The organism is Sorangium sp. So ce124, from assembly GCF_051525235.1.
GTDB lineage: Bacteria > Myxococcota_A > Polyangia > Polyangiales > Polyangiaceae > Sorangium > Sorangium atrum.
In genome coordinates this window covers 4,052,676-4,076,204 of sequence record NZ_CP150312.1, presented here as the reverse complement: position 1 = coordinate 4,076,204, position 23,529 = coordinate 4,052,676, and the positions used below count along the sequence as shown (strand labels likewise).

The 23,529-nt window shown below is 70.3% G+C and carries 13 protein-coding genes; 11 read left to right on the top strand and 2 right to left on the bottom strand.

What is annotated here, in order from left to right:
- Positions 1 to 196: 196 nt before the first annotated feature.
- The 6 genes from WMF19_RS15470 (at position 197) to WMF19_RS15445 (ending at position 9,176) form a co-directional block, all read left to right on the top strand.
- Positions 197 to 1,849 (top strand): FAD-dependent oxidoreductase, encoded by a 1,653-nt coding sequence (locus tag WMF19_RS15470; RefSeq protein ID WP_437899800.1) that lies wholly within the window; start codon positions 197 to 199, stop codon positions 1,847 to 1,849.
- A 215-nt stretch (positions 1,850 to 2,064) separates the two neighbouring features.
- Positions 2,065 to 3,132 (top strand): hypothetical protein, encoded by a 1,068-nt coding sequence (locus tag WMF19_RS15465; RefSeq protein WP_437899799.1) that lies wholly within the window; start codon positions 2,065 to 2,067, stop codon positions 3,130 to 3,132.
- Complete coding sequence (locus WMF19_RS15460) at positions 3,132 to 4,586, top strand: SBBP repeat-containing protein (RefSeq protein WP_437899798.1); 1,455 nt, start codon at positions 3,132 to 3,134, stop codon at positions 4,584 to 4,586. Before WMF19_RS15465 ends, WMF19_RS15460 begins: the two co-directional genes overlap by 1 nt.
- Positions 4,583 to 6,208, top strand: a complete 1,626-nt coding sequence (locus WMF19_RS15455) for a thrombospondin type 3 repeat-containing protein (RefSeq protein ID WP_437899797.1) — start codon at positions 4,583 to 4,585, stop codon at positions 6,206 to 6,208. Before WMF19_RS15460 ends, WMF19_RS15455 begins: the two co-directional genes overlap by 4 nt.
- Before the next feature lie 290 nt (positions 6,209 to 6,498).
- The gene (locus tag WMF19_RS15450; protein ID WP_437899796.1) at positions 6,499 to 7,587 is read left to right on the top strand and encodes a hypothetical protein; all 1,089 of its coding nucleotides are present in this window, start codon (positions 6,499 to 6,501) and stop codon (positions 7,585 to 7,587) included.
- Positions 7,588 to 7,820: 233 nt separating this feature from the next.
- Positions 7,821 to 9,176: a hypothetical protein gene (locus WMF19_RS15445; protein WP_437899795.1), complete on the top strand. Its 1,356-nt coding sequence runs from the start codon at positions 7,821 to 7,823 to the stop codon at positions 9,174 to 9,176.
- 24 nt (positions 9,177 to 9,200) lie between these two features.
- Here the strand turns inward: WMF19_RS15445 and WMF19_RS15440 are convergent, their stop codons facing one another.
- Positions 9,201 to 13,346 carry a hypothetical protein gene (locus WMF19_RS15440; RefSeq protein WP_437899794.1) on the bottom strand — a complete coding sequence of 1,382 codons (4,146 nt, stop codon included), beginning with the start codon at positions 13,344 to 13,346 and terminating at the stop codon, positions 9,201 to 9,203.
- Positions 13,347 to 14,236: 890 nt separating this feature from the next.
- Between WMF19_RS15440 and WMF19_RS15435 the strand changes: the two genes are divergently transcribed.
- The 3 genes from WMF19_RS15435 (at position 14,237) to WMF19_RS15425 (ending at position 21,330) form a co-directional block, all read left to right on the top strand.
- The gene (locus WMF19_RS15435; protein WP_437901633.1) at positions 14,237 to 15,160 is read left to right on the top strand and encodes a transposase; all 924 of its coding nucleotides are present in this window, start codon (positions 14,237 to 14,239) and stop codon (positions 15,158 to 15,160) included.
- Between the two features lie 491 nt (positions 15,161 to 15,651).
- Positions 15,652 to 19,467 (top strand): transcription-repair coupling factor, encoded by a 3,816-nt coding sequence (gene mfd, locus WMF19_RS15430; protein ID WP_437899793.1) that lies wholly within the window; start codon positions 15,652 to 15,654, stop codon positions 19,465 to 19,467.
- A 96-nt stretch (positions 19,468 to 19,563) separates the two neighbouring features.
- Positions 19,564 to 21,330, top strand: coding sequence for a metallophosphoesterase (locus tag WMF19_RS15425; RefSeq protein ID WP_437899792.1), 1,767 nt, complete (start codon positions 19,564 to 19,566; stop codon positions 21,328 to 21,330).
- A 227-nt stretch (positions 21,331 to 21,557) separates the two neighbouring features.
- Here WMF19_RS15425 and WMF19_RS15420 read toward each other — a convergent pair whose 3' ends face one another.
- On the bottom strand, positions 21,558 to 21,821 hold the full coding sequence (locus WMF19_RS15420; RefSeq protein WP_437899791.1) for a hypothetical protein: 264 nt from the start codon (positions 21,819 to 21,821) through the stop codon (positions 21,558 to 21,560).
- Positions 21,822 to 22,138: 317 nt separating this feature from the next.
- On the opposite strand from WMF19_RS15420, the gene WMF19_RS15415 reads away from it, so the two are divergent.
- Positions 22,139 to 22,582: a ferritin-like domain-containing protein gene (locus WMF19_RS15415; protein WP_437899790.1), complete on the top strand. Its 444-nt coding sequence runs from the start codon at positions 22,139 to 22,141 to the stop codon at positions 22,580 to 22,582.
- Between the two features lie 63 nt (positions 22,583 to 22,645).
- Positions 22,646 to 23,443: a hypothetical protein gene (locus WMF19_RS15410; RefSeq protein ID WP_437899789.1), complete on the top strand. Its 798-nt coding sequence runs from the start codon at positions 22,646 to 22,648 to the stop codon at positions 23,441 to 23,443.
- Positions 23,444 to 23,529: the final 86 nt, after the last annotated feature.

Below are 23,529 nucleotides of genomic sequence, written 5' to 3'. Positions count from 1 at the left end.
CGCGCGTTCGCGCGCGAACGAAGAGCGCCGCCGGCGCGCGTCCCCCCGCGCGCGCCGGCGGCGCGGCGGCCATGGAGGCCGTGTCCGCGGCGTCCGGTGCCGCAGATCATCACGCCTCCCGGGCAGCGGACCACACGACCGATCACCGAGACGAAGCGCCAGGTGAAAGCCCTCGGCTTCCAGACGCGGAGCGCCTATGACAGAGCGAGCCTACGATAAGAACACCGCCTGGACCCACGCCGTCATCCCTCCGATGACCCCCCTCGCGACCGACCACGAGGCGGACGTGTGCGTCGTCGGCGCGGGGATCGCCGGGCTGACGACGGCATATCTCCTCGCGAAGGCCGGCAAGAGCGTCGTCGTCCTCGACAACGGCGCCGTCGGCGGGGGCGAATCGGGGCTCACCACCGCGCACATCACGCACGCGCTCGATCGGCGCTGGGCCTCGCTCACGAAGCTCCACAGCAGGAGCCGCCTGCGCCTCGCCGCAAGGAGCCACACGACGGCCATCGAGACGATTGAGCGGATCGTCGCGGAAGAGAAGATCGACTGTGACTTCCGGCGCGTCCACGGCTATCTCTTCGCGGCCCCGGGGTCGCCCCCGGCCGCCCTCCGGGACGAGCTCGAGGCCGCGCAGCGCGCCGGGCTCGGCTCCACTCATTACGTCGACCGCGCGCCGCTGCTCGATTTCGATACGGGACCCGCGGTCCGCTTCCCCGATCAAGCGCAGTTTCATATCCGCAGGTACCTCGCGGGGCTCGCGCGGGCGATCGAGCGCGACGGCGGCAAGCTCTACACGCTCGCGCACGTGGTCGACGTCGACGAGGGCGCCGTTCCTCACGAGGTCGTCGTCAGGACGGCCCGCGGGCACCGGGTGATCGCCGGCGAGGCCGTGCTCGCCACGAACTCCCCCTTCATTCCGCGCATCGCCGTGCACCTGAAGCAAGCCGGTTACCGGACCTACGTCGTCGGCCTGCGCATCCCCCGGGGCGCCGTCCCGCCGGGGCTCTACTGGGACACGGCCGAACCGTTCCATTACGTCCGCCTCGCCAACATCAACGGCGCGGACGGCCCGGACGAGGTGCTCCTCGTGGGAGGAGAGGACCACAAGACCGGACAGGCCAGCGACGCGGACCAGCGCCACGCGCGGCTCGAGGCGTGGGCGAGAGAGCGCTTCACGCAGGCCGGCGAGGTGCTGCACCGCTGGTCCGGCGAGGTGATGGAGACGGTCGACGGCCTCGCGTACATCGGTCGCGTCAAGAAGGGATCGAGGATCCTCATCGCCACGGGCGACTGTGGCAACGGCATGACGCACGGGACGATCGCAGGCCTCGTGATCTCCGACCTCGTGCAGGGCCGCGAGAGCCGGATGGCGTCGCTCTTCGATCCCACCCGCGTCAACCTGCGCCTGGCCGCCGTCTCCGAGTACGCGAAGGAGAACCTCAATGTCGCGTGCCAGTACGCCTCATGGTTCGGCAAGGGCGATGTCGATGACGTGGCGCAGATCGCGCCCGGCGCCGGCGCCGTCGTGCGCAGGGGCCTGAAGAAGCTCGCCGTCTACCGGGATCCGCAAGGGCAGCTCCACGAGATGTCGGCGATGTGCACGCACCTCGGCGGCGTGGTCTCGTGGAACTCCGCGGAGCGCAGCTGGGACTGCCGCTGTCACGGCGCCCGCTTCGACGCCGTGGGCCGCGTCCTCCGAGGCCCGGCGACGGCCGATCTCGCGCCGATCGCGCCGAGCGAGGCGCCGCTCAGCGCAGGAGGATCCATCTCGCCGCCGAAGGAGCGGGAGGGGGTCGCCGGCCCGACGCCCGCCGTGCCGCTGCCGCAGAGTCGCCCGGCCACGTGAACGGAGCGAGTCGCGAACGCCAACAACCGGTGAGCGCAATGGATGTGGATGGACGTGCGTGATCGACGTGATCGACGTGATCGACGCCATACGCGATGCGCGCGCCATGGGCCCATGAGCACGATGCGCGCGCGCTGGCGTAGTTGACCCCCGCGCGAGCGGCGTGCGATCATGATCGAGTAGTCCGGGACAGTCCCGGGCGGCTTGGTGATGAGATGAAATTGTTGCGCCCCCGTGCCTCCCGCGCCGCAGGCATAGCCCTGGCTGTCCTCTCGGTCGCCGGGGCGCTTCCGGCGCGGGCCGAGCCCTCGGCGGCGGATCGTCAAACCGCGCGGACGCTCCTCATCGAGGGGCGCAAGAAGCGCGACGCGGGGGACGTCGCCGGCGCCCGCGAGGATTTCCAGGCGGCCCATGCGCTCGTGCGCGCCCCCACGACGGGGCTCGATCTCGCGCGCGCCGACGAGGCGCTCGGTCGCCTGATCGAGGCCCGGGAGACGGCGTACGAGGTCGTCCACCTGCCCCTCGGGAGCGACGAGCCGCCGGTGTTCACGCAGGCGCGGGCGGCCGCCGCGACGATGGTCGAGCAGCTCGAGGCGCGCATCCCGTCGCTCCAGCTGCGGGTCGAGGGCGCGCCGCTGGACCAGATCGAGGCGCGCGTGGACGGCCAGCCGATCCCCCGCGCGGCGCTCCCCTACCCGCGCAAGCTCAACCCCGGTCGCCACGAGGTGGTGGTGACGGCGCCGGGCTTCCAGACGGGGCGGCGCGAGGTCACGCTGAAGCAGGCGGAGCGCGCGCCGGTGGAGGTCCGCATCCGCCTCGTGCCGGGGCCCTCGACCGAGCCGAAGGCAGGCGCGGCCGCAGGTGGGAGCATGGGTGCAAACGTGGGCGGAGGGCAGCTGTCGGCCGCGGATGCGCCGGCGGAGCCCCGCGCGCCGGTACCGCTGTGGGCATGGACGGCGGGCGGCGTGGGGCTCGCGGCGCTCGCGGGCAGCGCGGTGTTCGCTGTCGACCACATGGCCGCGCGGGCACGGGTCGAGGAGGAGTGCCCCGGGTCCGTATGCGACCGGACCGTCCACGACTTCGAGAGCATGGAGGCGCTCCGAGCGCGGTGGAACCGCAGCCTGGGGCTCTCGGTGACCCTCGGCGCGGTCGGCATCGCCGGCGTGGGCGCGGCGCTGGGCGGCATCCTCCTGCGGCCCAGGGCGGGCGGCGAGCGGGCGTCGTCGCTCGTTCCGATCGCGACGCCCACGACGCAGGGCGTGGTGTGGCAGGGGGTGTTCTGATGAGGGTGCGGCGGTTCTACCCGGCAACAACAGCCGGCGCGGCGCTCGGCGTCGTGATGGTCGGCGCTGCGGCGCTCGGCGCTGCGGCGCTCGGCTGCGCTCCCGAGCTCAGCCTGTCGACCCCCGCGGGGGCCGGCGGCGAGGGCGGCGGCGCGCCGCAGTCGGGCGGCGAGGTGCAGTGGGCGCGCGCGCTCGGGGGCGACGGAGAGCGTGCGGGGGCGAACGTGGCCGTCGCCGACGACCGCACCGCGGCGCTCCTCGGCAGGCTCACGAAGGCGGAGGACGTGGCCCTCGACGACGAGAGCGTGACCCCGATCGGCGAGGAGAACGTCTTCTGGGCGCGGCTCTCGGCGAGCGACGGGTCGGGGCTCGGGCTGAAGCGCTTCGGTGCGTTCGATCCGCAGACGGTGAACTCGCTCGTGCCGGACGGGAACGAGGGCCTCCTGGTCGCGGGGGAGTTCTCCGGCACGCTGGAGTTCGGCGGCGAGCCGCGGACGAGCGCCGGCGGGCGAGACGGCTACGTCGCGAGGCTCGACGCGGAGGGGCAGGAGCTGTGGCTGCAGCCGCTCGGGGGCATCGGCTTCCAGGCGGCGACGAGCGTGGCGACGACGGCGACGGGGCGCCTCGTCGTGGCCGGGCGCTTCTCGGGCGCGCTGCACGTCGGCGAGGACCGGCTCGAGAGCGCCGGGGGCAGCGACGTGTTCCTGGCCAGCTTCGACGCCGACGGCGCGCCGCTCTGGAGCGAGCGGTTCGGCGACGGCTTCGATCAGCAGGCCCGCGCCGTGGCGATGGACGAGCGCGGCAACGCGATCGTGGTCGGAGATTTCGCCGGCACGCTCGATCTCGGCGGCGATCCCCTGGAGAGCGCCGGGGATTTCGATGTGTTCGTGGCGAGCTTCGACGCGCTCGGCAAGCACCGCTGGAGCAAGCGCTTCGGCGACGCGGGGCCGCAGCGGGCCAAGGCGGTCGCGGTGGACGGGGCGGGCAACGTGATCGTGGGCGGGGAGTTCGGCGCGACGATCGATCTCGGCGGGGGCCCTCGGACGGCCGGAGAGCACCCGGCGGTGTTCGTGGCCAAGCTCGATTCGAAGGGCGAGCACATCTATAGCCGGGTGATCGGCGAGGACGGCGCGTCGCTGGGTCAGCTCCTCGTCGACGGCGCGGGGTACGTGGTCGTGGCGGGGGGGTTCCGCGGAGACACGACGCTGGCGGACGGCTCGGTGACGAGCGCGGGAGACGACGACGTGTTCGTGGCCAAGCTCGATCCGGACGGCGGCTACCAGTGGAGCCACCGCTTCGGCGGCGCTGGCGCGGACCGGGCGACGAGCGTGGCCATCGACAGCGACAGGCAGGTCTACGTGACCGGCGCGTTCACCGGGAAGGTGACGTTCGGCGAAAAGCGGATCGAGGGAGGCGAGGGCACGGACGTGTTCGTGACCAAGCTGTCGCCATGAAGGCCATGAAGGACGGAGGCGCGATGAAACGTGCGGGGACGAGGGGCGTGCGGTCGCGCGGGCGACGGTTGTCGGTGGGGCTCTTGGCGGGCCTGTTCGGGCTGATCCTGCCGGCCACGGGGTGGGCGGAGGACCCCGATACCGATCTGGATGGGGTCGTGGATTCCCAGGACAACTGCGTGCACACCCAGAATCCGGACCAGGCGGATGCCGACGGCGATGCGGTCGGCGATGCGTGCGACGACTGCTCGTCCGTCGCCAATCCGAATCAACTGGATTCGGACTCCGACGGCGTCGGCGACGCTTGCGACAACTGCCCTGTCGCGATGAACCCGGACCAGTCGGATGCGGAGGCGGACGGCACCGGCGACGCCTGCGACGACGATGACGACAACGACGGTGTCCTGGATGCCGACGACAACTGTCCTTTCACGGCGAACGCCAATCAGATGGACTCCGATGGAGACGGCACCGGCGACGTCTGTGAGGCCGGCGACGACGACGGCGACGGCATCGACAACGACGTCGACAACTGCCGCGACGTCCCGAACTCGCTCCAGCAGGACAGAGACGACGACAAGATCGGCGATCTCTGCGACAACTGCCCTGCCACGCGCAATCCGAACCAGGAGGACAGCGACGGCAACGGCATCGGCGACTTCTGCGAGCCCGACATCGACGCCGACGGCGACGGGCTGCGCAACGCAGAGGACAACTGCCCTGCGGATCAGAACCCTGGCCAGGAGAACGCGGACGGGGACAGCCTCGGCGACGCCTGCGATCCGGACAGCGACGACGATGGCGTCGTCGACGTGGAGGACAACTGCGCTGTCGTGTCCAACCTGTTCCAGGAAGATACGGACGGCGACGGCACCGGCGATGCCTGCGAGGACGACGACGACAACGACGGCGTCGTGGACACGGAGGACAACTGCCCGCACGTGCCCAACCAGGATCAGACCGACGCCGACGGCGACCGCCGCGGCGACGCCTGCGACCTCGGGGCCGACGTCGACGGCGACCGGGACGGCATACCGGACGAGACGGACAACTGCCCGCACGTGCCGAACCCCGATCAGACGGACGCCGACGACAACGGCGTGGGCAACGCTTGCGAGGACGTGGACGGAGACGGCCTGAGCGACGCGGCGGACAACTGCGACGAGGAGTACAACCCCGATCAGGCCGACAGCGACGGCGACGGTCAGGGCGACGCCTGCGAGGAAGACGACGACAACGACGGCGTCCCGGACGAGCAGGACAACTGCACCTCCGTGCCCAACGCGGATCAGGCCGACAACGACGAGGACTATCAAGGCGACGCCTGCGACGTCGATGACGCGGACGACGACAACGACGGCGTCCCGGACGGCGACGACAACTGCCCGCTCACGGCCAACGCGGATCAGGGGGATGGCGACGCCGACGGGGTCGGCGACGCCTGCGACGACAGCGGTGGTGCGGGTAGCAGCGGCGGCGGGTCCACGGAGCCGGAGGTCTCGTCCGGGCTGGTCTGCGCGATGCAGCGAGGCGAGCGCGGCGGTACGCTCGTCGGCCTCGTGGCGCTCCTCGCCGGCGCGCTGGGCCTGGGCGCCCGCCGGCGGCGCGATCACGCAGCGTGACCGCCGCTGCGCGCGATCCCGGCGCGCAGCGGCCACGCGGCCCCATGTGAACGCCGAGCGTGCCCGCTCGGTGGCTACCTGAAAGAGAAGCGGAAACTGCGAGCACAACGTGGGTCATCACCCCAGGACCGCACGCCGGCTTCACGATGGCTCCGCGTTTTTTTCGCGATCGGTCATTTTTCTGAGCCGTGACCTGACCGCGGCGGAACTACTCCGGATGAACGCGCCGGTATCCCCGCTCCGCAGCTCGCGCTGCGGGCGGGAGCGCCTGAGCCACCTCTGGAGACACCATGCGCCTAGCTCTCTCTCTCTCTCTCTCGTTGGTGACCGCCCTGTTTGGACTCACCCTCAGCGCCGGCTGCAGCGACAGCACCGTTGACGGCGCCGCCCCGTCCGGCGGCGCGGGAGGAGGCGACACCGCGAGCGGCGGCAGCGCGAGCGGTGGTGGCAGCGCGAGCGGTGGTGGCAGCGCGAGCGGCGGCGGCAGCGCGAGCGGCGGAGGGGCCGGCACCGGCGCTGCGGGCGGAGGCGTGGCGACCCCGACGAGCATCGTCAAGTGTCAGGGCAAGACGTACGAGTGCGGGGATCTCATCGACAACGACGGCGACGGGCTCCTCGACGCGCAGGATCCGGACTGCCTCGGCCCGTGCGACAACACCGAAGGCAGCTACTACGGCGGGATCCCCGGCCAGGCGGGGCCGGCGTGTACCGTCGACTGTTATTTCGACCAGGACTCCGGCTCCGGCAACGACGATTGCCACTGGAACCACAAGTGCGATGAGCACGAGGTCGCACCCGGGTTTCACCCGGAGTCGAACAACGGGACGATGTGCGCCTATGACAGCCGGGCCTCGACGCCGGGCGCAGAGGGCAAGAGCTGCAGCGATCTCAACGACGAGCAGTCCGATACCTGCCATACGATCTGCGGTCCTCTCACGCCGAACGGCTGCGACTGCTTCGGCTGCTGCGAGCTGCCGGCGGGCGGCGGCAAGTACGTCTGGCTCGGCTCCGACGCCGATGGCACCGGTGAAGGCTCCTGCTCGCGCGGCCACGAGTCCGACCCGACCCGCTGCGAGCCCTGCACGCCCGTGGATGCTTGCCTGAACGAGTGCGGCCACTGCGAGCTGTGCCTCGGCAAGGACAAGCTGCCAGACGACTGCTTCGAGTCCGGCACCGGCGCAGGGAGCGGCGTCGGCGGTGGAGGCGGCGGAGCCGCGACAGGCGGCGGCGGAGATGCGACAGGCAGCGGTGGCGGGCCCAGCGGTGGGCCCCAAGGCCAGTGCGCAACGGGGGTGCAGCCGTGCGGGCTCGCCGGCCAAGAGCCTTGTGCCGCAGGCTACTACTGCATCACCGGCTGTTGCCAGGTCATCCTGAACTAGCCCAGCGCTGGCCCGGGTTCTCCCTGGATTCGAGAACAGGGATCGAACCACGAAAGACATAGAAGAACCGGGAGGGATGTGTTCCCCCTGCTCGGCGCCCGCCGCGCCTGCGTGATTCACTGCCCCTGCTTGAAGCGGCGGCGAGATCGCAGGCCGCGGCGCTGGCCGCTCACGGGCTGAAGAGCCGTGCCTGCGGCGACAAGACAGGTTCGAAAGGAGACGAGTCGATGGTGATGCGCTCGATATCTGTTGGATTGCTGTGCGCCTTGATGGGGATGGGGTGCGGCGGCGACGACGAGGGTCAGCCGCAGAGCTGCTCGGTGGCCGAACAGACAGGGTGCGCCGCGCCGCAGGTGTGCGAGGAGGTGGAGGGCGCCCAGCCCGCTTGCTTCGAGCCGGTGACCCTGAGGGGGCGCGTCTACGACTCGCTCGACGACAAGGCCGTCGCGGGCGCGCGCGTGCTCGCCCGGGACCCGAGCGACGCGGTGATCTCCCGGGTGGCGGTCACCGGAGCCGACGGGACCTATGAGCTCGTCGTGCCCGCGCGGCGCGATCTGAGCGGCGCTCCGGTCGAGGCCAACATCACGCTGCGCGCCGACGCGCAGGCTTACGAGACGTTCCCGAAGGCGCCGCGGGTCGCGCTGCCCATCGACCTCTCCACCGCAGCGGGCAAACCGCTCGCGATCGAGTCGGCGGCGACGGAGATCTCGCTGTTGCCGCTCTCGGACAGCGATGGGCTCGGTTCCATCTCCGGGGTCGTCCACGCCGACCAGCCCGGCGGGACGCTGCTCGTCGCGGGCGGCGCCACCGGCGCGGCCGATCTCGACGGCAGCTACACCATCTACAACGTGGCTGCGGGCGACGTGACGGTGAACGGTTATGCCGCTGGCCTCGCGCTCGACACGGCGAGCGCGACCGTCAGCGCCGGCAAGGAGACGACGGGCGTGGATCTTCACGCGACCGGAGACGCCACGGCGGTGGTGAGCGGCAAGGTCGAGATCGTGAATGCTCCAGGCGGGAGCGCGACCTCGGTCATCCTCGTCGTGGCCGATACCTTTGACGAGGCGACCGCGCGCGGCGAGACCCCGCGAGGGCTCCGGCAAGGCGACGTCACCGGCGACTTCTCTATCGCCGGGGTCCCCGACGGCGATTACGTGGTCCTCGCCGCGTTCGAGGACGATGCGCTCGTGCGAGATCCTGACACGTCGATTGGCGGGACCGAGATCGTGCGCATCACGGTCTCCGGCCAGGACCTGATGGTCCAGGAGTCGTTCAAGGTGACGGGCGCGATCGGCGTGGTCTCGCCCGGCGCGAGCGCGCTGGAGGAGGTGAGCGGGACACCGACGTTCGTCTTCGAGGACGACTCCAGCGAAGATCTGTACGAGGTGCGGTTGTTCGACGCGCTCGGCGCGAAGATCTGGGAGAACCTGGAGGTGCCCAGGATGACGGGGAGCGAGAGCGTCTCTGTCGAGTACGACGGTCCCGCGCTGATCCCAGGGATGATCTACCAGTTCAGGACCACCTCGAAGAAGGACGGCACGCCCATCTCGCAGACCGAGGACCTGAAGGGGGTCTTCGTCTACAGGTGATCGCAGGGCGCGGGGGCGCCGCCGTCAGCAGCGACGGCGGCGAGCGCGGCGCGCGCTGCCGAGCGCCACGAGGACGCTGCACAGCGCGAGCGCGCGGGCCGCTCCTGGCGCGTGCCTGGTCTCACCGCCCATGGCGGTATACGCGCAGCTGATGCTCAAACAGCAGCATTGGCCCGGGGGCGCTCCTCCGTCGGATTGGCCTCCTCCCCCTTCCCCACCCCCACCCGCCGCATCTCGACCACCGCCGACCCCAGCGCCGCCCGCCCCGCCGGCATCGGTGGAGCAATCGCCGCCGGCGCCGTCGCTCCTGCCTCCTGCGCCCTCGGCCGGTCCTCCGGCGTCGCCGCCGCCGCCCGCACCGCTGCCGCCAGCGCCGTTACCGCCCGCGCCGCCGCCGCCTGCTCCGCTGCCGCCAGCTCCGCTGCCGCCTGGGCCGCTGCCGCCTGGGCCGCTGCCGCCTGGGCCGCTGCCGCCTGCTCCGCTGCCGCCTGGGCCGCTGCCGCCTGCTCCGCTGCCGCCTGGGCCGCTGCCGCCCGCTCCGCTGCCGCCTGCTCCGCTGCCGCCTGCGCCGACTGCAGTTCCTCCGTCGTCTCCGCCTCCGACCCCTCCCACCGTGGCGCCGCTCGGCGTGTTCCGGCAGCCGAAGAAGGGATGGCACTCGTCCGTGGTCGTCGGATCCCCGTCATCGCAGTCGAGCGGGAGGTCGCTCAGACAAAGTCCCTGGAAGCAGACCTCGCTGCCATTGCAAACATCGAAATCATCGCAGCTGGCGCCGTCCGGCAGGCTCACGTCCGCGGGGCAGCTCCCTGCGCCGTCGCAATACTCCCCTGGATCGCACAGCGAGGTCGCGATGCGGCAGATCGTGGTCGGCGGCTCGGCGGTGCACAGATCCGAGCAGCAATCCCCGTTGCGCAGGTTGCCGTCGTCGCACTCCTCGCCTAGCCCGAGCTCACCATCGCCGCAGATGGCGGGCCTCACCATGAGCACCGTCGGATCGGCCGCGCCGGCGAACAGGGGCTCGTCGGTCATCGCGCTCGACTCGTTGACGCCGTCCGAGTCCGCGTCGAAGAACAGCGTGCCCTGGTTCGTGACGACGAGTCCATCGGTCAGGGGAAGGAGGATCGCTTCGATCGTGAGCACTACCCACTCTCCCGGCTCGACCTCGCCGTCCCAGCCCACCGTGTTGGTGGTGGGATCGGCCGAGACCGCGCCGCTGTCCGCGAACGCGCCTTCCAGCAGGAGCTCGGGCGGGAGCACGTCAACGAACTCGAACCCTGCGTTGTCGTGCTGCACGCGCCCCCCCGTGTTGCTGATGAGCGCCGTATAGGCGAGATCCTCGCGGGGGATGCGCTCGCCGAGGACCGTGAGATAGCAGATCAGGCGCGCCGGCACGGAGACGTCGATGCGCACGCCGCTCTCGTTGTTCTCCGGCGCCGGATCGTAGTCGCTGGAGCTCACCTTCGCCGTGCCCTCGATCTCCTCGTTGACCGTGCGCGGCGCGAGCGTGGGCGCGACCAGGGTGACCGCGATCGACGAGCTCTCCCGTGCGGCGAGCGAGGCGCGCCGGCACACGAGCTCTTCGCCGGCCGGATCGCACGTCCAGCCGGTCCCCGCGGCGCTGACGAGGCTCGCCCCGGCGGGCAGCGCGGACGACACCACGACGTCGCTCGCGTCGCCCGGCCCTTCGTTGGCGACGTCGATCGTCACCGTGAACTGCGCGCCCGGCGACACAGGATCCGGCGCGGCCGCCTGGGTGATGGCCAGGTCCGCCCCGCAGGCGCCGGACACGACCGGCACCGCCGCGAGCGCGATGTTGTCGACCGCGACGCCGCACGGCCCAGGGCGCCCGATATCCGTGCAGACCCGGCTGTCGTCCTGCGTGTAGTCGAATCGGAGCCTCACGGTCCGCCCGCGTAACCCCGCGCCAGGGAAGCGGATCGACACGTGCTTGCTCCCGCTGGAGCTGCCGGACCATACCGCGTTATCCTCGAGGTAGTCCGGGTCGTCGCGGGCCGGAAGGTGCTTGGGAAAGTGGTGGCTCCCGCCGGTGGTGATCCGCTCGGCGAACGCCTCCGCGAGGACCGCCCGGGGCGCGGCGCCAGCCGTGAGATCCTCCACGCGCAGCGTCAGACCGTCGAACGCCTGGATGAGCTTTTGCGGATCGTCCTCCAGCTCGTAGGTGAGATCGAAGTCGAGCGTGACGTAGGAGTTCCCGGAGCTCTCCGGGATGGTCACGGCGGGCGCCACCAGCGCGACGAGCGACGTCGCCGCCTCCTCGTCGTGAAATGCCGCGTTGTTTCCGGGCGTCAGCGTCTGCGCGACGATCCACGGCGAGGCGGAGGCCGACCCGCCGGCGCGCACCGACTGCCAGCCGGAGGGCAGCGCGGGCGCGCTCGCGGCGTTGAAATCCTCGCGGAGGAGGACCTCCGCGGCGCCCGGCGAGCCCGTCTCGAGCTGGATCGGCAGCTCGACCGTGCCCTGAGCCGAGCTCACCGTGAGCGTCAGGTCGATCGGCGTTCCCGGAACGAAGTCCCGGGCCGTCCTGAGCACGAACGGCGCGTCGCCCGCGACGGTGCGGAGAGGCTCGATATCGGGGTAGAGCGCGCTCGCCCTCACGATGGTCACGGAGGGCGTCTCCGTCGACAGCGTGGCGGTGATCCGCGAGACGGTCGTCCTGCCGGAGATCGGGTTGGCGAGGTAGTTCTCGAGGTAGACGCCGACGTCGACGAGCTCCCCCGGATCGATGCGCTCGTTCGCGAGGGCGCCGCACGCGGTGTCCGCGATCCGGGTGCCGGCCGCGCGCAGCGGCGGGACGCGCGCGAGCTCGTCGAGGACGTCCAGGTGGACGTTGGGCGCGATCAGGGATGTCGACGACGGCTGCCCCTCGTCGAACCTCGGCGGGGTGGCCGTCATGCTGAAGACGCTGTAGAGCTCGCCGGCGAGCGCCACGCCGCCGATGCGGTCGCCGAGGTTCTGCCGGGAGGCGTCGTTGCCGTGGCCCGCGTGAAAGGGGTGGTCCGAGATCGCCGCAGGTGGGCTGAAGGAGGCGCCTTGATCGCTCGAGGCGGTGTGGACGATCTCGGTCATGTCGCCCGAGCTCTCGACATCCTGGTCGTAGTAGACGACGTGCGCCGTGCCGGTCGTTCGGTCGACGGCGACGAAGGGGAAGAACTGGGCCCGATCGCGCCCTGGATTGCTGTTGAGGAGGACAGCGGGGCCTGCGGTGCACTGCTCCGTGAAGGAGCGCAGCGCGATGTCCCCTGTCCCGCGGGCGCCGCTCCGCTGATAGACGACGTAGACCTGCCGCGTGGCCTGGTCGACGTCGATCGACGGGGCGCTCCTTCCTTGGTCGACGCCGAGGATCTGGTCTTCCGCGGGGTAGCTGGCCTCGTCGAGGAGGGTGAGCGGCTCCCAGGTGACGCCTCCGTCGATCGAACGGCGGCAACCGATGTTGCGCAGCGAGGTCCCCGGCTCGATGGCGCGAAAGACGGCGTAGACGACCGAGTCCCGGTCGGTCGCCCCGGGGAGGATGCGCGCGCTCGGCCCGTCGAGATCGCCGCCTGCAGGCGCCTGGGCGATCGTGGCCGCGGGCGACCAGGTGTGGCCGAGATCGTCGGAGTGGCTGTAGAGGATCCTCGGAGACGCTCCGCCGCGCTGAACCCAGGTGACGGAGAGGCGCCCGGTCGCCGCGTTGACGTCGATGGAGGCCTGCTCGGCGCTCTCCCCCGCGACGAACGCGGGAGCCACCTCGACCGGTGCGGACCACGAGGAGCCGGCCGTGCTGCCGGGGTTCGAGCCATGAATGCAGAGGCCCTGGAGGCCGTCGGTGGGCCGGACGTAGGTGGAGGAGCTGACGAACACGTCGCGCGTCGGATCGTGGACGACGCGGGGGGCGCCGAGCACCCGCCCGCCGGCGGCCGAGGGCAGCGCGCCCACGCCGTTCGGGCCGAGGACCTCGGCGAAGGATCTGCCGCCGTCGGCGGAGCGCGCGACGCCGGACAGGCTGATCGGATCTGCGAGGGCGCCGCGCGGATCGGTGTAGGTCGCGACGAGGATGCTCGCGTCCGCGTTGGCGGCGATCGCGGCCTGGTGCTGGGCGCCGAGCGCATCGGGCGCGTGCACGGTGCGGTCGGCGCTCGCGACGGCCGCGAGCCGCGCCGAGCCGAGCATCTCCGGTTCGTCGCTGCCACAACCGGCGCCGGCGGTGAGGAGCCCCCCGCTGAGCAACCAAGCGACCGTGCGTCGCGCGCGCATAACACCTCCGAACCCAGATAGATGCCGCGAGCTCGCAGGACGTGCCGATTTCTCCGACATTGGGCGGCCTGGCCGGCGACCGGGCGCGATGTGCTGGGGTCGGTCTCGGTCTCGCACAATTCCAGCGCAAGCCCCGCGCCGCGCGAGGTATGCGCCCGGCGCGAAGGCGCGCGCCGACGCGCTTTCCCTTTTGTCCTCGCCGGCGAGCCGTGCGCCAGGAGCCGGTGCGTCGCGCGCGGAGCGTCCTGCAAGCGCTCTGGCGCCTGAACGCGCCTGGGCGGACGGCTCAGGCGCGGCGCCCGGGGCCGCCGCGGTCGTGGCCCGCCTGGGAGGCGGTCGGCTCGGATGGACGGACGGGGAGGACGAGGTCCGCAAGACGGCGTGCAGCGGCGAAGGCCACCTCCGTATCTGCGGCGGGGCCCTCACCCGCGGGGCCCTCACCCGCGGGGCCCTCACCTGGGTTGGCGGGTGTTCGTACGCTCCCAGGTTGCCGTCAACCTGGATGCGCCGTCCGGGGTGACCGGGCAGCGAGGGGCAACAACGTGGGGGGTATCGCTAGGAGGCGGGGTCCACCTGTAGAGCTGTTGAGCTCTTGTTTTATTACCGACCCACGATGCATCGCCGCCATGGCCTTCGAGCAATCCCCGTCTACCGAGCTACGTTGCACTCTGCCCTGCCCCCCCGACCTGACCACTGGGTGGCGGAAGGTGGCGGAGTGGATGGCGGCCGCCACCCGTTCAATCACCAAAATCTTCAAAAATCGGCGGACTTCGAGTCCGGCACGGCGCTTGACATACCCGTCGGACATGAGCCAGCCTCGTGCGATCGTCCCCGGCGCTACGTATCTTCTCACCCGCCGTGTACTGCGAAGGCACTTTCTCTTCCGCCCCGACTCCGCGATCACACGGCTCGTGATCTATACCCTGGCGGTCTCGGCCCACCGCTATGGTATCCTCATACACGCCCTCTGCGTAATGTCCACGCACATTCATATCGTTGTCACAGACACACACGGCGAGCTCCCACGATTTCTACAGAGATTCCATCGGCTTGTCGCTCTCGGGACCAAGATCTTGCGCGCGTGGGAAGGGCCGGTGTGGGACCATCGAGCAACCAGCGTGGTACGGCTAGCAACACGGGACGCTCTGGTGGAGAAGATCGCTTACACACTCGCCAATCCGGTCGCTGCTGGTCTCGTACAGCATGCGTATGAGTGGCCAGGAGCCAAGGTGCTCGTCGGCGACATCGGCCGCGCCGTGCTGCGGGTCCAAAGGCCTGAAATATACTTCAATCCACGGAACCACGAATGGCCAACCGACGCAGCACTTGCGATCACACTTCCGCCGTCAATCAACGACTGCGACGCTGACAAATTTCGCCACGAGATCACCGAAAGGATCGATCTACACGAGAGACAGGCTCGCACTACCCTGCAACGACAAAGGCTTGGCTTCCTGGGGGCTGCGCGCGCGAGGAACATTTCTCCTTACAAGCGAGCAACGAGCGTCGAACCACTTCGCGATCTCAATCCAACATTCGCGGTCGGCCGCAGACAGGCAGGCGCACAGAACGCCGCCATCGCTGCCGTTCACGCCTTTCGCATCGCATACCGACATTCGATCAATCAATGGCGCGCAGGTATTCGCAGCGTAACCTTCCCTGCGGGAACGTGGTGGATGCGCGTGTTCCACGGTGTCACCGTTAACGAGGGCGAGCCAGCGGCCGCATAGATGCAGGACCAGCACACATTGGTACCAGAGCATTTCAAAAGCCGAAACCTGGGATATCAGCTCACCTGCCGCGCAACACTACCGAGACCTGAGTACGACACGGCGTTATTGCAGGCAACGGCAGGACCACACATTCGTTCTCCTCCAGGGCTTGACTCATGCACTACGTCGGGCGATTCGGCTGGCCGGCAGGCGCGCCCGCTCGCCAGCTCGGTTCGCTCGATGATACCAGGCTCGGCGTGAGCAGAGTCCGAGCGGTCGAAATGCCGGCGTGGAGTCGAGAGTCGACATTACCGTCGTGACTAGAGGCCATTCAGGACCGGGGCCGATCTGAAGTACCCGTCGTGTAGCGCCCCCTCCTACGACGTCCACGCGATACACTCCCAGCACGCTGTGGTTGCGCTCCCGGCCGCAGCACGGCAGGGTGGCACCTGCGCGGCGCGAACCACGGTCAGGTCGCGAAAACAACGGCGGGTCGAATCGCTCCGCCCATGCTAGACCGCGCTGCGCCGATGCCCCCCGAGCGCTCCCTCACCTCCACCTCGAGCTCCCCGCTCAGCGCCACGATCGCCGAGCTCTCAGGCCACGTCGACGACAGTGCTTCGAACGATACCGGGACCAGCGGCCCGCCCGCCTCCACGCCGGCCGACTTCGAGCCGCTCCCGTCGTTCGACCTCCCGGCAGACCGCCGGGTCATCACGCCCCGTGAGCTCGCCGCAGAGCTCGCCGCGGCGCCACCTGGCACCCGTCATGTCACAGGCTCGGCCGGTTCGGCCGGCGCACTCGTCATCCGTCGCCTCGTCGCGGCCGCCGCCGGGCGCCGGATCATCGCCCTCACTCCCGACGTCGACAGCGCCCGCGCTCTGGCAGCCGACGCGTCGTTCCTGCTGGTCGACCGGGACGCCGATGACGCCGAGGCCGCCGGCTCGACCACGTTCGGCCGCGTCCTTCTCTACCTGCCGAACGAGGCCAGCCCTTACGCGGATGTCAACCCGGACCGCCGGGGCGCCCAGACACGCCTCGCCACGCTTTTCCACCTCGGCATGGACCTTCCCTGGTCGGTCCTCGTCTGCCCCATCACCGCGCTCGCCCGCAAGGTCGTACCCAGGGACGAGATCACCGAACACGCCGAGCTCGTCATCACCGAGCAGGAGATGGATCGCGACGCGCTCTCGGCCCGCCTGGGTGCATCCGGCTACGTCCGCAGCCCCCTGGTAGAAGATCCCGGGACATTCGCCGTCCGCGGCGCCCTCCTCGATGTCTGGGCGCCCTCCGCCGAGCTGCCGGTGCGCATCGACTTTTACGGAGACATCGTCGCATCGATCAAGACCTTCAACCCCGACGACCAGCGCACGGTCGCCGATGTGAAGGAGGTCTGGATCCCGCCGGCGCGCGAGGCGATCCTCACGCCTGCAAATGTCGAGCGAGCCCGCCAGCGGGTGCGCGCCGCGTGTGACGTCATCGACTTCCCCTCGACCAAGGCGCGCGCCTTGGTCGACGACGTCGCGAGCGGTCGCGCTTTCTTCGGGGCCGAAGGCTACTTGCCTGCCTTCATCGACCTCGTCTCCTTCACGTCGTACCTGCCCGACGACGCGCTCATCGTCCTAGAGGACCCCTCCTCCGTCACCGCCGCCGTGCGCGACGAGCTCGGTCGCGCCGCGGCCGATCGGAGCCACAAGGACCGTGAGCCGCACTTCCCGCTGGCCGCCTTCTACGAGGACGAGGTGCACATTGCCTCGTGGCTCGGCGCCCGTACGGTGCTTGCCCTGCACCGCACCGGGGTTGAGGGTGCTGCGGAAAATCGGAACTCGCTGGAGCGCTTCGAGGTCGTCCCTGAGGACGTCCCATCGCTTGCGACGCGCGATCAGTCGGACCTCGAGCGCGCGATCAAGATCGCCCGTGCTTCACGCGGCAAGCACGGCGCCCTCGACCCGCTCGTTCGTCGCGTGGTCGCATGGCAAGAAGCGGGCCTACGAGTGCTCATCGCCGCACGCGCGCAGACCCAGGTTGAGCGCCTCGTCGCCCTGCTCCGCCATCGCGACGTGCGGGTGAAGGCCAACCTCGGTCCGTTCGACCCCGCGTTCTTCGATGGCAGCAGCTCCGCGTCTCCGCGCGACACGGCCCTCGTCGTAACGGGCTCGCTTGCGCGCGGCGTCATCGCTCCTGCCGAGGGGCTCGCGCTGGTCACAGAGGAGGAAATCTTCGGTGCCCGCGCTCACCGCCGCGCCGCACGCGCCGCTTCCTCCTCCACGAAGCCGTCGCAGGCCTTCCTCGAGGACCTCCGCAATCTGGGCGTCGGGGACTACGTCGTCCACGTAGAGCACGGCATCGGGCGGTACCTTGGCCTCGTCCACAAGCAGGTCGGCTCAACCACGGTCGATCTCATCGCCGTCGAGTACGCCGGGGGCGACAAGCTCTACCTCCCGGTCTACCGCCTGAACCAGATCCAGAAATTCAGCGGCGGCGAGGGCGCCCCCAAGCTCGACCGGCTCGGCGGGCAGACATTCGCCAAGACGAAGGCGCGGGTCGAGAAGAGCGTCCGCAAGATGGCCGACGAGCTCCTCCGCCTCTACGCCGAGCGCCGCGCCGCCACGGCGGAGCCCGTCCCTCCGCCAGACGACGATTACCGCGCCTTCGAGGCGACCTTCCCCTTCGACGAGACGCCCGACCAGGCCCGGGCGATCACCGAGGTTGCGGCCGACCTCGAGTCCGGCCGCCCGATGGACCGCCTCGTCTGCGGCGATGTTGGGTTCGGAAAGACCGAGGTTGCCATCCGCGCCGCCTTCCGCGCCGCCAACGCCGGCAGGCAGGTCGCCGTCCTCTGCCCAACCACGGTGCTCGCGCAGCAGCATTACCTCAGCTTCCGATCGCGGATGGCTTCCTACCCCATCGAGGTCCGCGCCATGTCCCGCTTTCAGACCAAGCAGGAGCAGGACGACGTCTCCCGCGGCCTCCGCGACGGCAGCGTCGACGTCGTGATCGGCACTCACCGCCTCCTCTCCAAGGACGTCCACTTCAAGCGGCTCGGCCTGCTCGTCGTCGACGAGGAGCAGCGCTTCGGCGTCACCCACAAGGAGCGCATCAAGGCCCTCAAGACCAACGTCGACGTCCTTACGCTCTCGGCCACCCCCATCCCCCGCACCCTCCAGATGGCGGTCTCCGGCCTCCGCGACATGTCGATCATCACGACCCCCCCGATCGATCGCCGCGCCATCCGCACCGTGGTGACCCGCCACGACGAGGCCGTCCTCCGCGAGGCCGTCCTCCGCGAGCTCGGCCGCGGCGGCCAGGTGTTCTACGTCTACAACCGCGTCGAGGGCCTCTACGAGCGCGCCGCCCGCCTCGCCGAGCTCGTCCCGAGCGCCCGCATCTGCGTCGCCCACGGCCAGATGAGCGAGCAGAACCTCGAGCAGGCGATGCTCGACTTCGTCGAGGGGCGCTATGACGTCCTCTGCGCCACCGCCATCATCGAGAGCGGGCTCGACATCCCCCGCGCCAACACCATCCTCATCGACCGCGCCGACATGTTCGGCCTCTCGCAGCTCTACCAGCTGCGCGGCCGCGTCGGCCGCTCCAAGGAGCGAGCCTACTGCTACCTCATCGTCCCGCCCCCGAACGCCATGACCGACGAGGCGCGCGCCCGCATCGAGGCCCTCGAGCGCCACACCGAGCTCGGCTCCGGCTTCCAGATCGCCTCGCTCGACCTGGAGCTGCGCGGCTCCGGCGACCTCCTCGGCGCCGAGCAGAGCGGCACCGTCGCCCAGGTTGGCTTCGAGCTCTTCTGCCAGATGCTCGACGAGGCCGTCCACGAGCTGCGCGGCGAGCCCGTGGTTCACGACGTCGACACCGAGCTCTCCTTCGATGCCGACGCGCTTCTGCCAGAAGAGTATATTTCCGACGTAGGCGTACGCCTCTCCCTCTACAAGCGGCTCGCCGGTGCCGCCTCGACCGACGACGTGCAGGACCTCGCGGTCGAGATGGAGGATCGCTTCGGCCCGCCTCCGCTCGAGGCGCGCCGGTTCGTGCACCTCATGCGGCTCAAGACCGAGCTGCGCCGGCTGAAGGCGCTCGCATGCGAGGCGAGCGCCAAGGGGGTCACGCTGCACTTGCGCGAGGACACCCCGCTCGATCATGCCAAGGTGCTCAAGCTGGTCCAGCCGAAGAGCTCACCTTACCGACTCTCGCCCGACATGCGGCTCACCCGCCGAGCCAAGGAGGGAGAAGCCTTCACGAGCGGTCTGGAGGCGACCGACAAGCTCCTCAGCGAGCTCGCCGGCTGCCTCAAGGAGGGCGGTGATCTCGCCTAGCGTGAGTGCCCACGACGTCGTCGTGCCGCGCTGAGGCGCTCGGGCGAGGCGACGCGGCGCTCCGGCGGTGATAACCTCCCTTGAGCGGAGGGACGGATGATCGATCGCCCGGATCGCGAGCAGCTCGCGGCGCTCCAGCGGAGCCTCATGACCTGCTGGTACAGCCCCTTCCAGCTGGCCCGCTCCGCGCTCGACATGACGGTCTCCCGCCTGATGGGCGCGCGCGACGATTTCCGCCTCCTCGAGGCGATCGCGGGGCCGCAGCCGCCCTTCGACTATGCCGTCCGAAACGGCGTCGTGCGCGACGAGCTCTGGATCGATTACGTGGCGGACACGGGCGATGGCTTCAACCCCACCTACGCGATCGCCAGCCTCCTCGCGCGACCGGTCCTCTCGCTCGGCGGCCGAGAGACGAGGCGCGGAGAGGTGCTCATCATGGGCGGCGACCAGGTGTACCCCTCGGCCACGCGTCAGGCGTACTGGACGCGGCTCGTCGAGCCCTACGCGGCCGCGCTCCCGAAGGCCGATGTGACGGAGGCGCCGCACCTGTTCGCCATCCCAGGCAACCACGACTGGTACGACGGGCTGATGAGCTTCATGCGCCTCTTCGGCCAGAAGCGCACGCTCGGCGCCTGGAAGACGTTCCAGTCGCGGAGCTACTTCGCGCTGAAGCTGCCCCACGGCTTCTGGCTGCTCGGCGTCGACATCCAGCTCGAGTCCGACATCGACCAGCCGCAGATCGAGTATTTCTGCAAGCTGGCGACGCACGACATGCGCGACGGCGACCGCGTGATCCTCTGCACCGCCGAGCCCGACTGGGTGAAAGGCGCCATCTACAACCCAGAGCTCCAGAGCAACCTCGCTTTCTTCGAGAAGCAGCTCGCCGACGCGCGGCCCGGGGTCGAGATCGTCGCGCGCATCGCCGGAGATCTGCACCACTATCGCCGCCACGAGTCCGCGGATGGCCGGCAGAACGTCATCGCCGGCGGCGGCGGCGCGTTCCTGCACCCGACCCACGGCGAGCCGGTCACCGTCGTCCGCTCCGGCGCGGGCACCGACCAGCGCCCTTATATGTTGCGTGCCTCGTTTCCGTCAGAGTCGGAGTCGCGCCGGCTCGCCTGGCGCAACCTCTCGTTCGCTTGGCACAACCTCGGCTTCTGGCCTGCCGCCGCCTTCGTCTACATGCTCTCCTCCCTGACGCTGCCCCGTCCCGGGCCGGGGGCCGTGGGGTGGGTCCTCGTCGTCGTGCTCGTGTTCATCGTCTTCACGGACACCTACAAGACCTGGTATCGCCGGTTCGCGGGCTCGCTCCACGCGCTCGCGCACCTCGCGGCGGCGCTGGGGCTCGCGCACCTCGGCGGCGCGCTGCTCGGTGTCGACGTCCAGGACCTCCCGTCCATGTGGAGCCTCCTCGGCGTGACGCTCTTCGTCGGCGCCACCGGCGCCGTGGTCGGGTCGACGATCATGGGCCTCTACCTCCTGATCTCGCTCAACGTCGCGCGGCGCCACGGCAACGAAGCGTTCTCGGCGCTCCGGATCCAGGACTACAAGAACTTCTTGCGGATTCACGTCCACCGCGAGGGGCTCACCCTCTACCCCGTCGGGCTGAGGAAGGTGCCGCGCGCGTGGAAGGTGGCCGAGGATCGCAAGCCCGGCGAGCCGCGCTTCATCCCCGCCCGCGGCGCGCTGGCGCCGGAGCTCATCGAGGAGCCCGTCACCATCCCGATCGCGCGGCAGCGCCGGACAGCCCAGCTCACGGTCGACGCAGCGGGCGCCGGGCTCCACGAGTGCCCTGCGGGCGAGCGGCGGAGTCGCCCCGCCGCAGCGGGCGCCGCGGCGGGAGCTGGCGCGCCCGAGCCGTAGAGGCACACACCGGAGCCCGGGCGATCGTCGCTTCTGCATGAGGCAGTTCGCCTCAGCCGGGACATTCTGCCTTTGCGCTGGCAGACACAGCCGCATCCGGGTGGTCGATTGTCGACGCGGTCGACCGCAGAAGGACCTCCTGTGTACGGAGCCCGCCGCGAGCTTCTGCGCGCGCGAGCGTGAGGCCAGAGGACGCAGCGAGGTTTGCTCGCGCGAAACGGCTGCGCTCAGGGCGACGCGGCGGCGTTGGGCAGCCTCGGCGGAGTGACCTTGGGACAGATATCGCGCAGCTCACCGGGGGGTGAGAGCGGATCGGGGCCTTCCCTGGGGCAGGAGCGCGGGCCATTCGCGATGGCGTCCTGCCCACGGTCGTCCGGGGTCCATTCGCGGTTGATGCTGGGCGCGTTCGCGAGCCCCTCGGCGCAGGCCGCGGAGGCGACGAGGAGCAGCGCGAGCGCGGCGCGCATCGAGCAGCCAAGAGAGCATTTCATAGGCACGTCCCATCTCCCCGCGGCGCCTGCGCTGGCGGCGCCAGTCCACGGAAGCTGTCAGGGTTTCCCATCTCCCATCTCCCTTCTCCCAACGGCCTTCACGGTCCGTGCCAGGTCGAGGTTGCCGGGCCGATCGGGATGCCGGGCCGCCCGACGCGGCCGCCAGCGGCCGCGCGAGCGCCGGCCGAGCCGAGCGCGCCGACGGCGACCACAAGTTCCGGCGACGACGTGCGCATGGCTTGCGCCCCCACGCAAATGCCCCAGGTGGTGGGCGGGGGGGGTCCGAGCGGAGCGCGATCCCGGAAGGAGTGTCCATCATGGCGAGAGACGTCTTCGAGGTGTTCAACGACCTCATCCAGCTCGATCGCGACGCGATCGTCGCTTATGACCGCGCCATCGAGGCGTGCGAGCACGCTCATACCAAGGAGCGGCTCGCGAGCTTCAGGGACGATCACGCGCGCCACGTGGTGGATCTGACCGCGCATGTGACGTCGCTCGGCGGCGTCGCGGCACAGACCCGCGACCTCAAGGGCAAGCTCATCGAAGGGTTCACGGCGATCACGAGCCAGGGAGACCAGAGCGCGCTCCTCGCCATGCGCGGCAACGAGGAGCTCACAAACCGGCAGTACCAGGCCGCGCTGGACGAGTCGCTCACGACCGAGGCGCGCGCGATCATCGAGCGCAACTACGCCGATGAGCAGCGGCACCTCGCGTGGATCAAGGACGCGCTGTCAAGGAAGGTCTGGGAACAAGCCGCCTAGTGGGCGGTCGGCCCGCGGCGGTGGTGAGTACGATCGGAAGCAGATTCTACGGTTGGGGGTAATATGAAATCGAATCGGTCCATCCAACTTGCGCTCGCCATGGGAGCGCTCGCGGTCGTGCCGGCGCTCGCAGCCGCTCAGACGGGCGGCACGAGCACGCCGCAGCAACGCGAATCGGGCACGCCGGGAGCGGCGCAGGGCGGTGCGCAGCATCAGGGCGACAAGCCCAGCCCGAGCGGCGCACAGCGCGGGCAGCAGCAGCAGCAGGGTCAGAAGAAACAGGCGATAAAGCTCCAGGAGCAGATCTCGTTCCCGGTCGAGGAAGGGTGCACCTACACGGCCTCCGTGAACGGTCGGATCGAGCCCGTCGCCGCAGGCAAGTCGCAGCAGCCGTCGGGCGGCCAGACCGGCGGCGGCAACCTGGGACGGGGCGGCGCCGGAGAGCAGGGCCATACCGAGGGCAGCCAGGCCCAGGCTCATGCCGGCGGCGCTCAAGGCGGCAGCCAGCCCAGCGCAGGCGCACAGGCCGGCAGGGCCGAAGGGGGCGGCCAGGCGGGGCCAGGTGCTGATTATCGCGAGGGTCAGGAGAAGGTGAAGCCCAACCTCACCGTGGCCGCCAGCGTCAGCTGCCCGAACGCGGTCGATCTCAAGGTCTCGGACACGCTGAAGACGGATAAGGCCGTCAGCCGCTCGGAGCTCGAGGAGATGATCTCGCGTCGAACGAGCATCGCGACCGAGAAGGGCGGGCGCTTCTGCATGTACGTGCCGCAGTTCGAGCTGACCCGCGAGAAGCTGAGCGGAAAGGGCATCGCCCAGCTCTGCCGCGTGCCCGCGGCGGCCGAGAAGGGCGGAACGCCGTAAACGCCGAAGGGGAGAGGGCGATCCTGAGAGCACGCGCCCTCAGGATCGCCCGGCGGCCACGGCGCCGCGAGCGCGCGCGGGGCCTC

Excerpts from the sequence above, each read along its gene's own strand:
- WMF19_RS15470 (WP_437899800.1), top strand. The coding sequence starts at position 197 with ATGACAGAGCGAGCCTACGATAAGAACACCGCCTGGACCCACGCCGTC.
- WMF19_RS15465 (WP_437899799.1), top strand. The coding sequence starts at position 2,065 with ATGAAATTGTTGCGCCCCCGTGCCTCCCGCGCCGCAGGCATAGCCCTG.
- WMF19_RS15460 (WP_437899798.1), top strand. The coding sequence starts at position 3,132 with ATGAGGGTGCGGCGGTTCTACCCGGCAACAACAGCCGGCGCGGCGCTC.
- WMF19_RS15455 (WP_437899797.1), top strand. The coding sequence starts at position 4,583 with ATGAAGGCCATGAAGGACGGAGGCGCGATGAAACGTGCGGGGACGAGG.
- WMF19_RS15450 (WP_437899796.1), top strand. The coding sequence starts at position 6,499 with ATGCGCCTAGCTCTCTCTCTCTCTCTCTCGTTGGTGACCGCCCTGTTT.
- WMF19_RS15445 (WP_437899795.1), top strand. The coding sequence starts at position 7,821 with ATGCGCTCGATATCTGTTGGATTGCTGTGCGCCTTGATGGGGATGGGG.
- WMF19_RS15440 (WP_437899794.1), bottom strand. The coding sequence starts at position 13,346 with ATGCTCGGCTCGGCGCGGCTCGCGGCCGTCGCGAGCGCCGACCGCACC.
- WMF19_RS15435 (WP_437901633.1), top strand. The coding sequence starts at position 14,237 with ATGAGCCAGCCTCGTGCGATCGTCCCCGGCGCTACGTATCTTCTCACC.
- mfd (WP_437899793.1), top strand. The coding sequence starts at position 15,652 with ATGCTAGACCGCGCTGCGCCGATGCCCCCCGAGCGCTCCCTCACCTCC.
- WMF19_RS15425 (WP_437899792.1), top strand. The coding sequence starts at position 19,564 with ATGATCGATCGCCCGGATCGCGAGCAGCTCGCGGCGCTCCAGCGGAGC.
- WMF19_RS15420 (WP_437899791.1), bottom strand. The coding sequence starts at position 21,821 with ATGAAATGCTCTCTTGGCTGCTCGATGCGCGCCGCGCTCGCGCTGCTC.
- WMF19_RS15415 (WP_437899790.1), top strand. The coding sequence starts at position 22,139 with ATGGCGAGAGACGTCTTCGAGGTGTTCAACGACCTCATCCAGCTCGAT.
- WMF19_RS15410 (WP_437899789.1), top strand. The coding sequence starts at position 22,646 with ATGAAATCGAATCGGTCCATCCAACTTGCGCTCGCCATGGGAGCGCTC.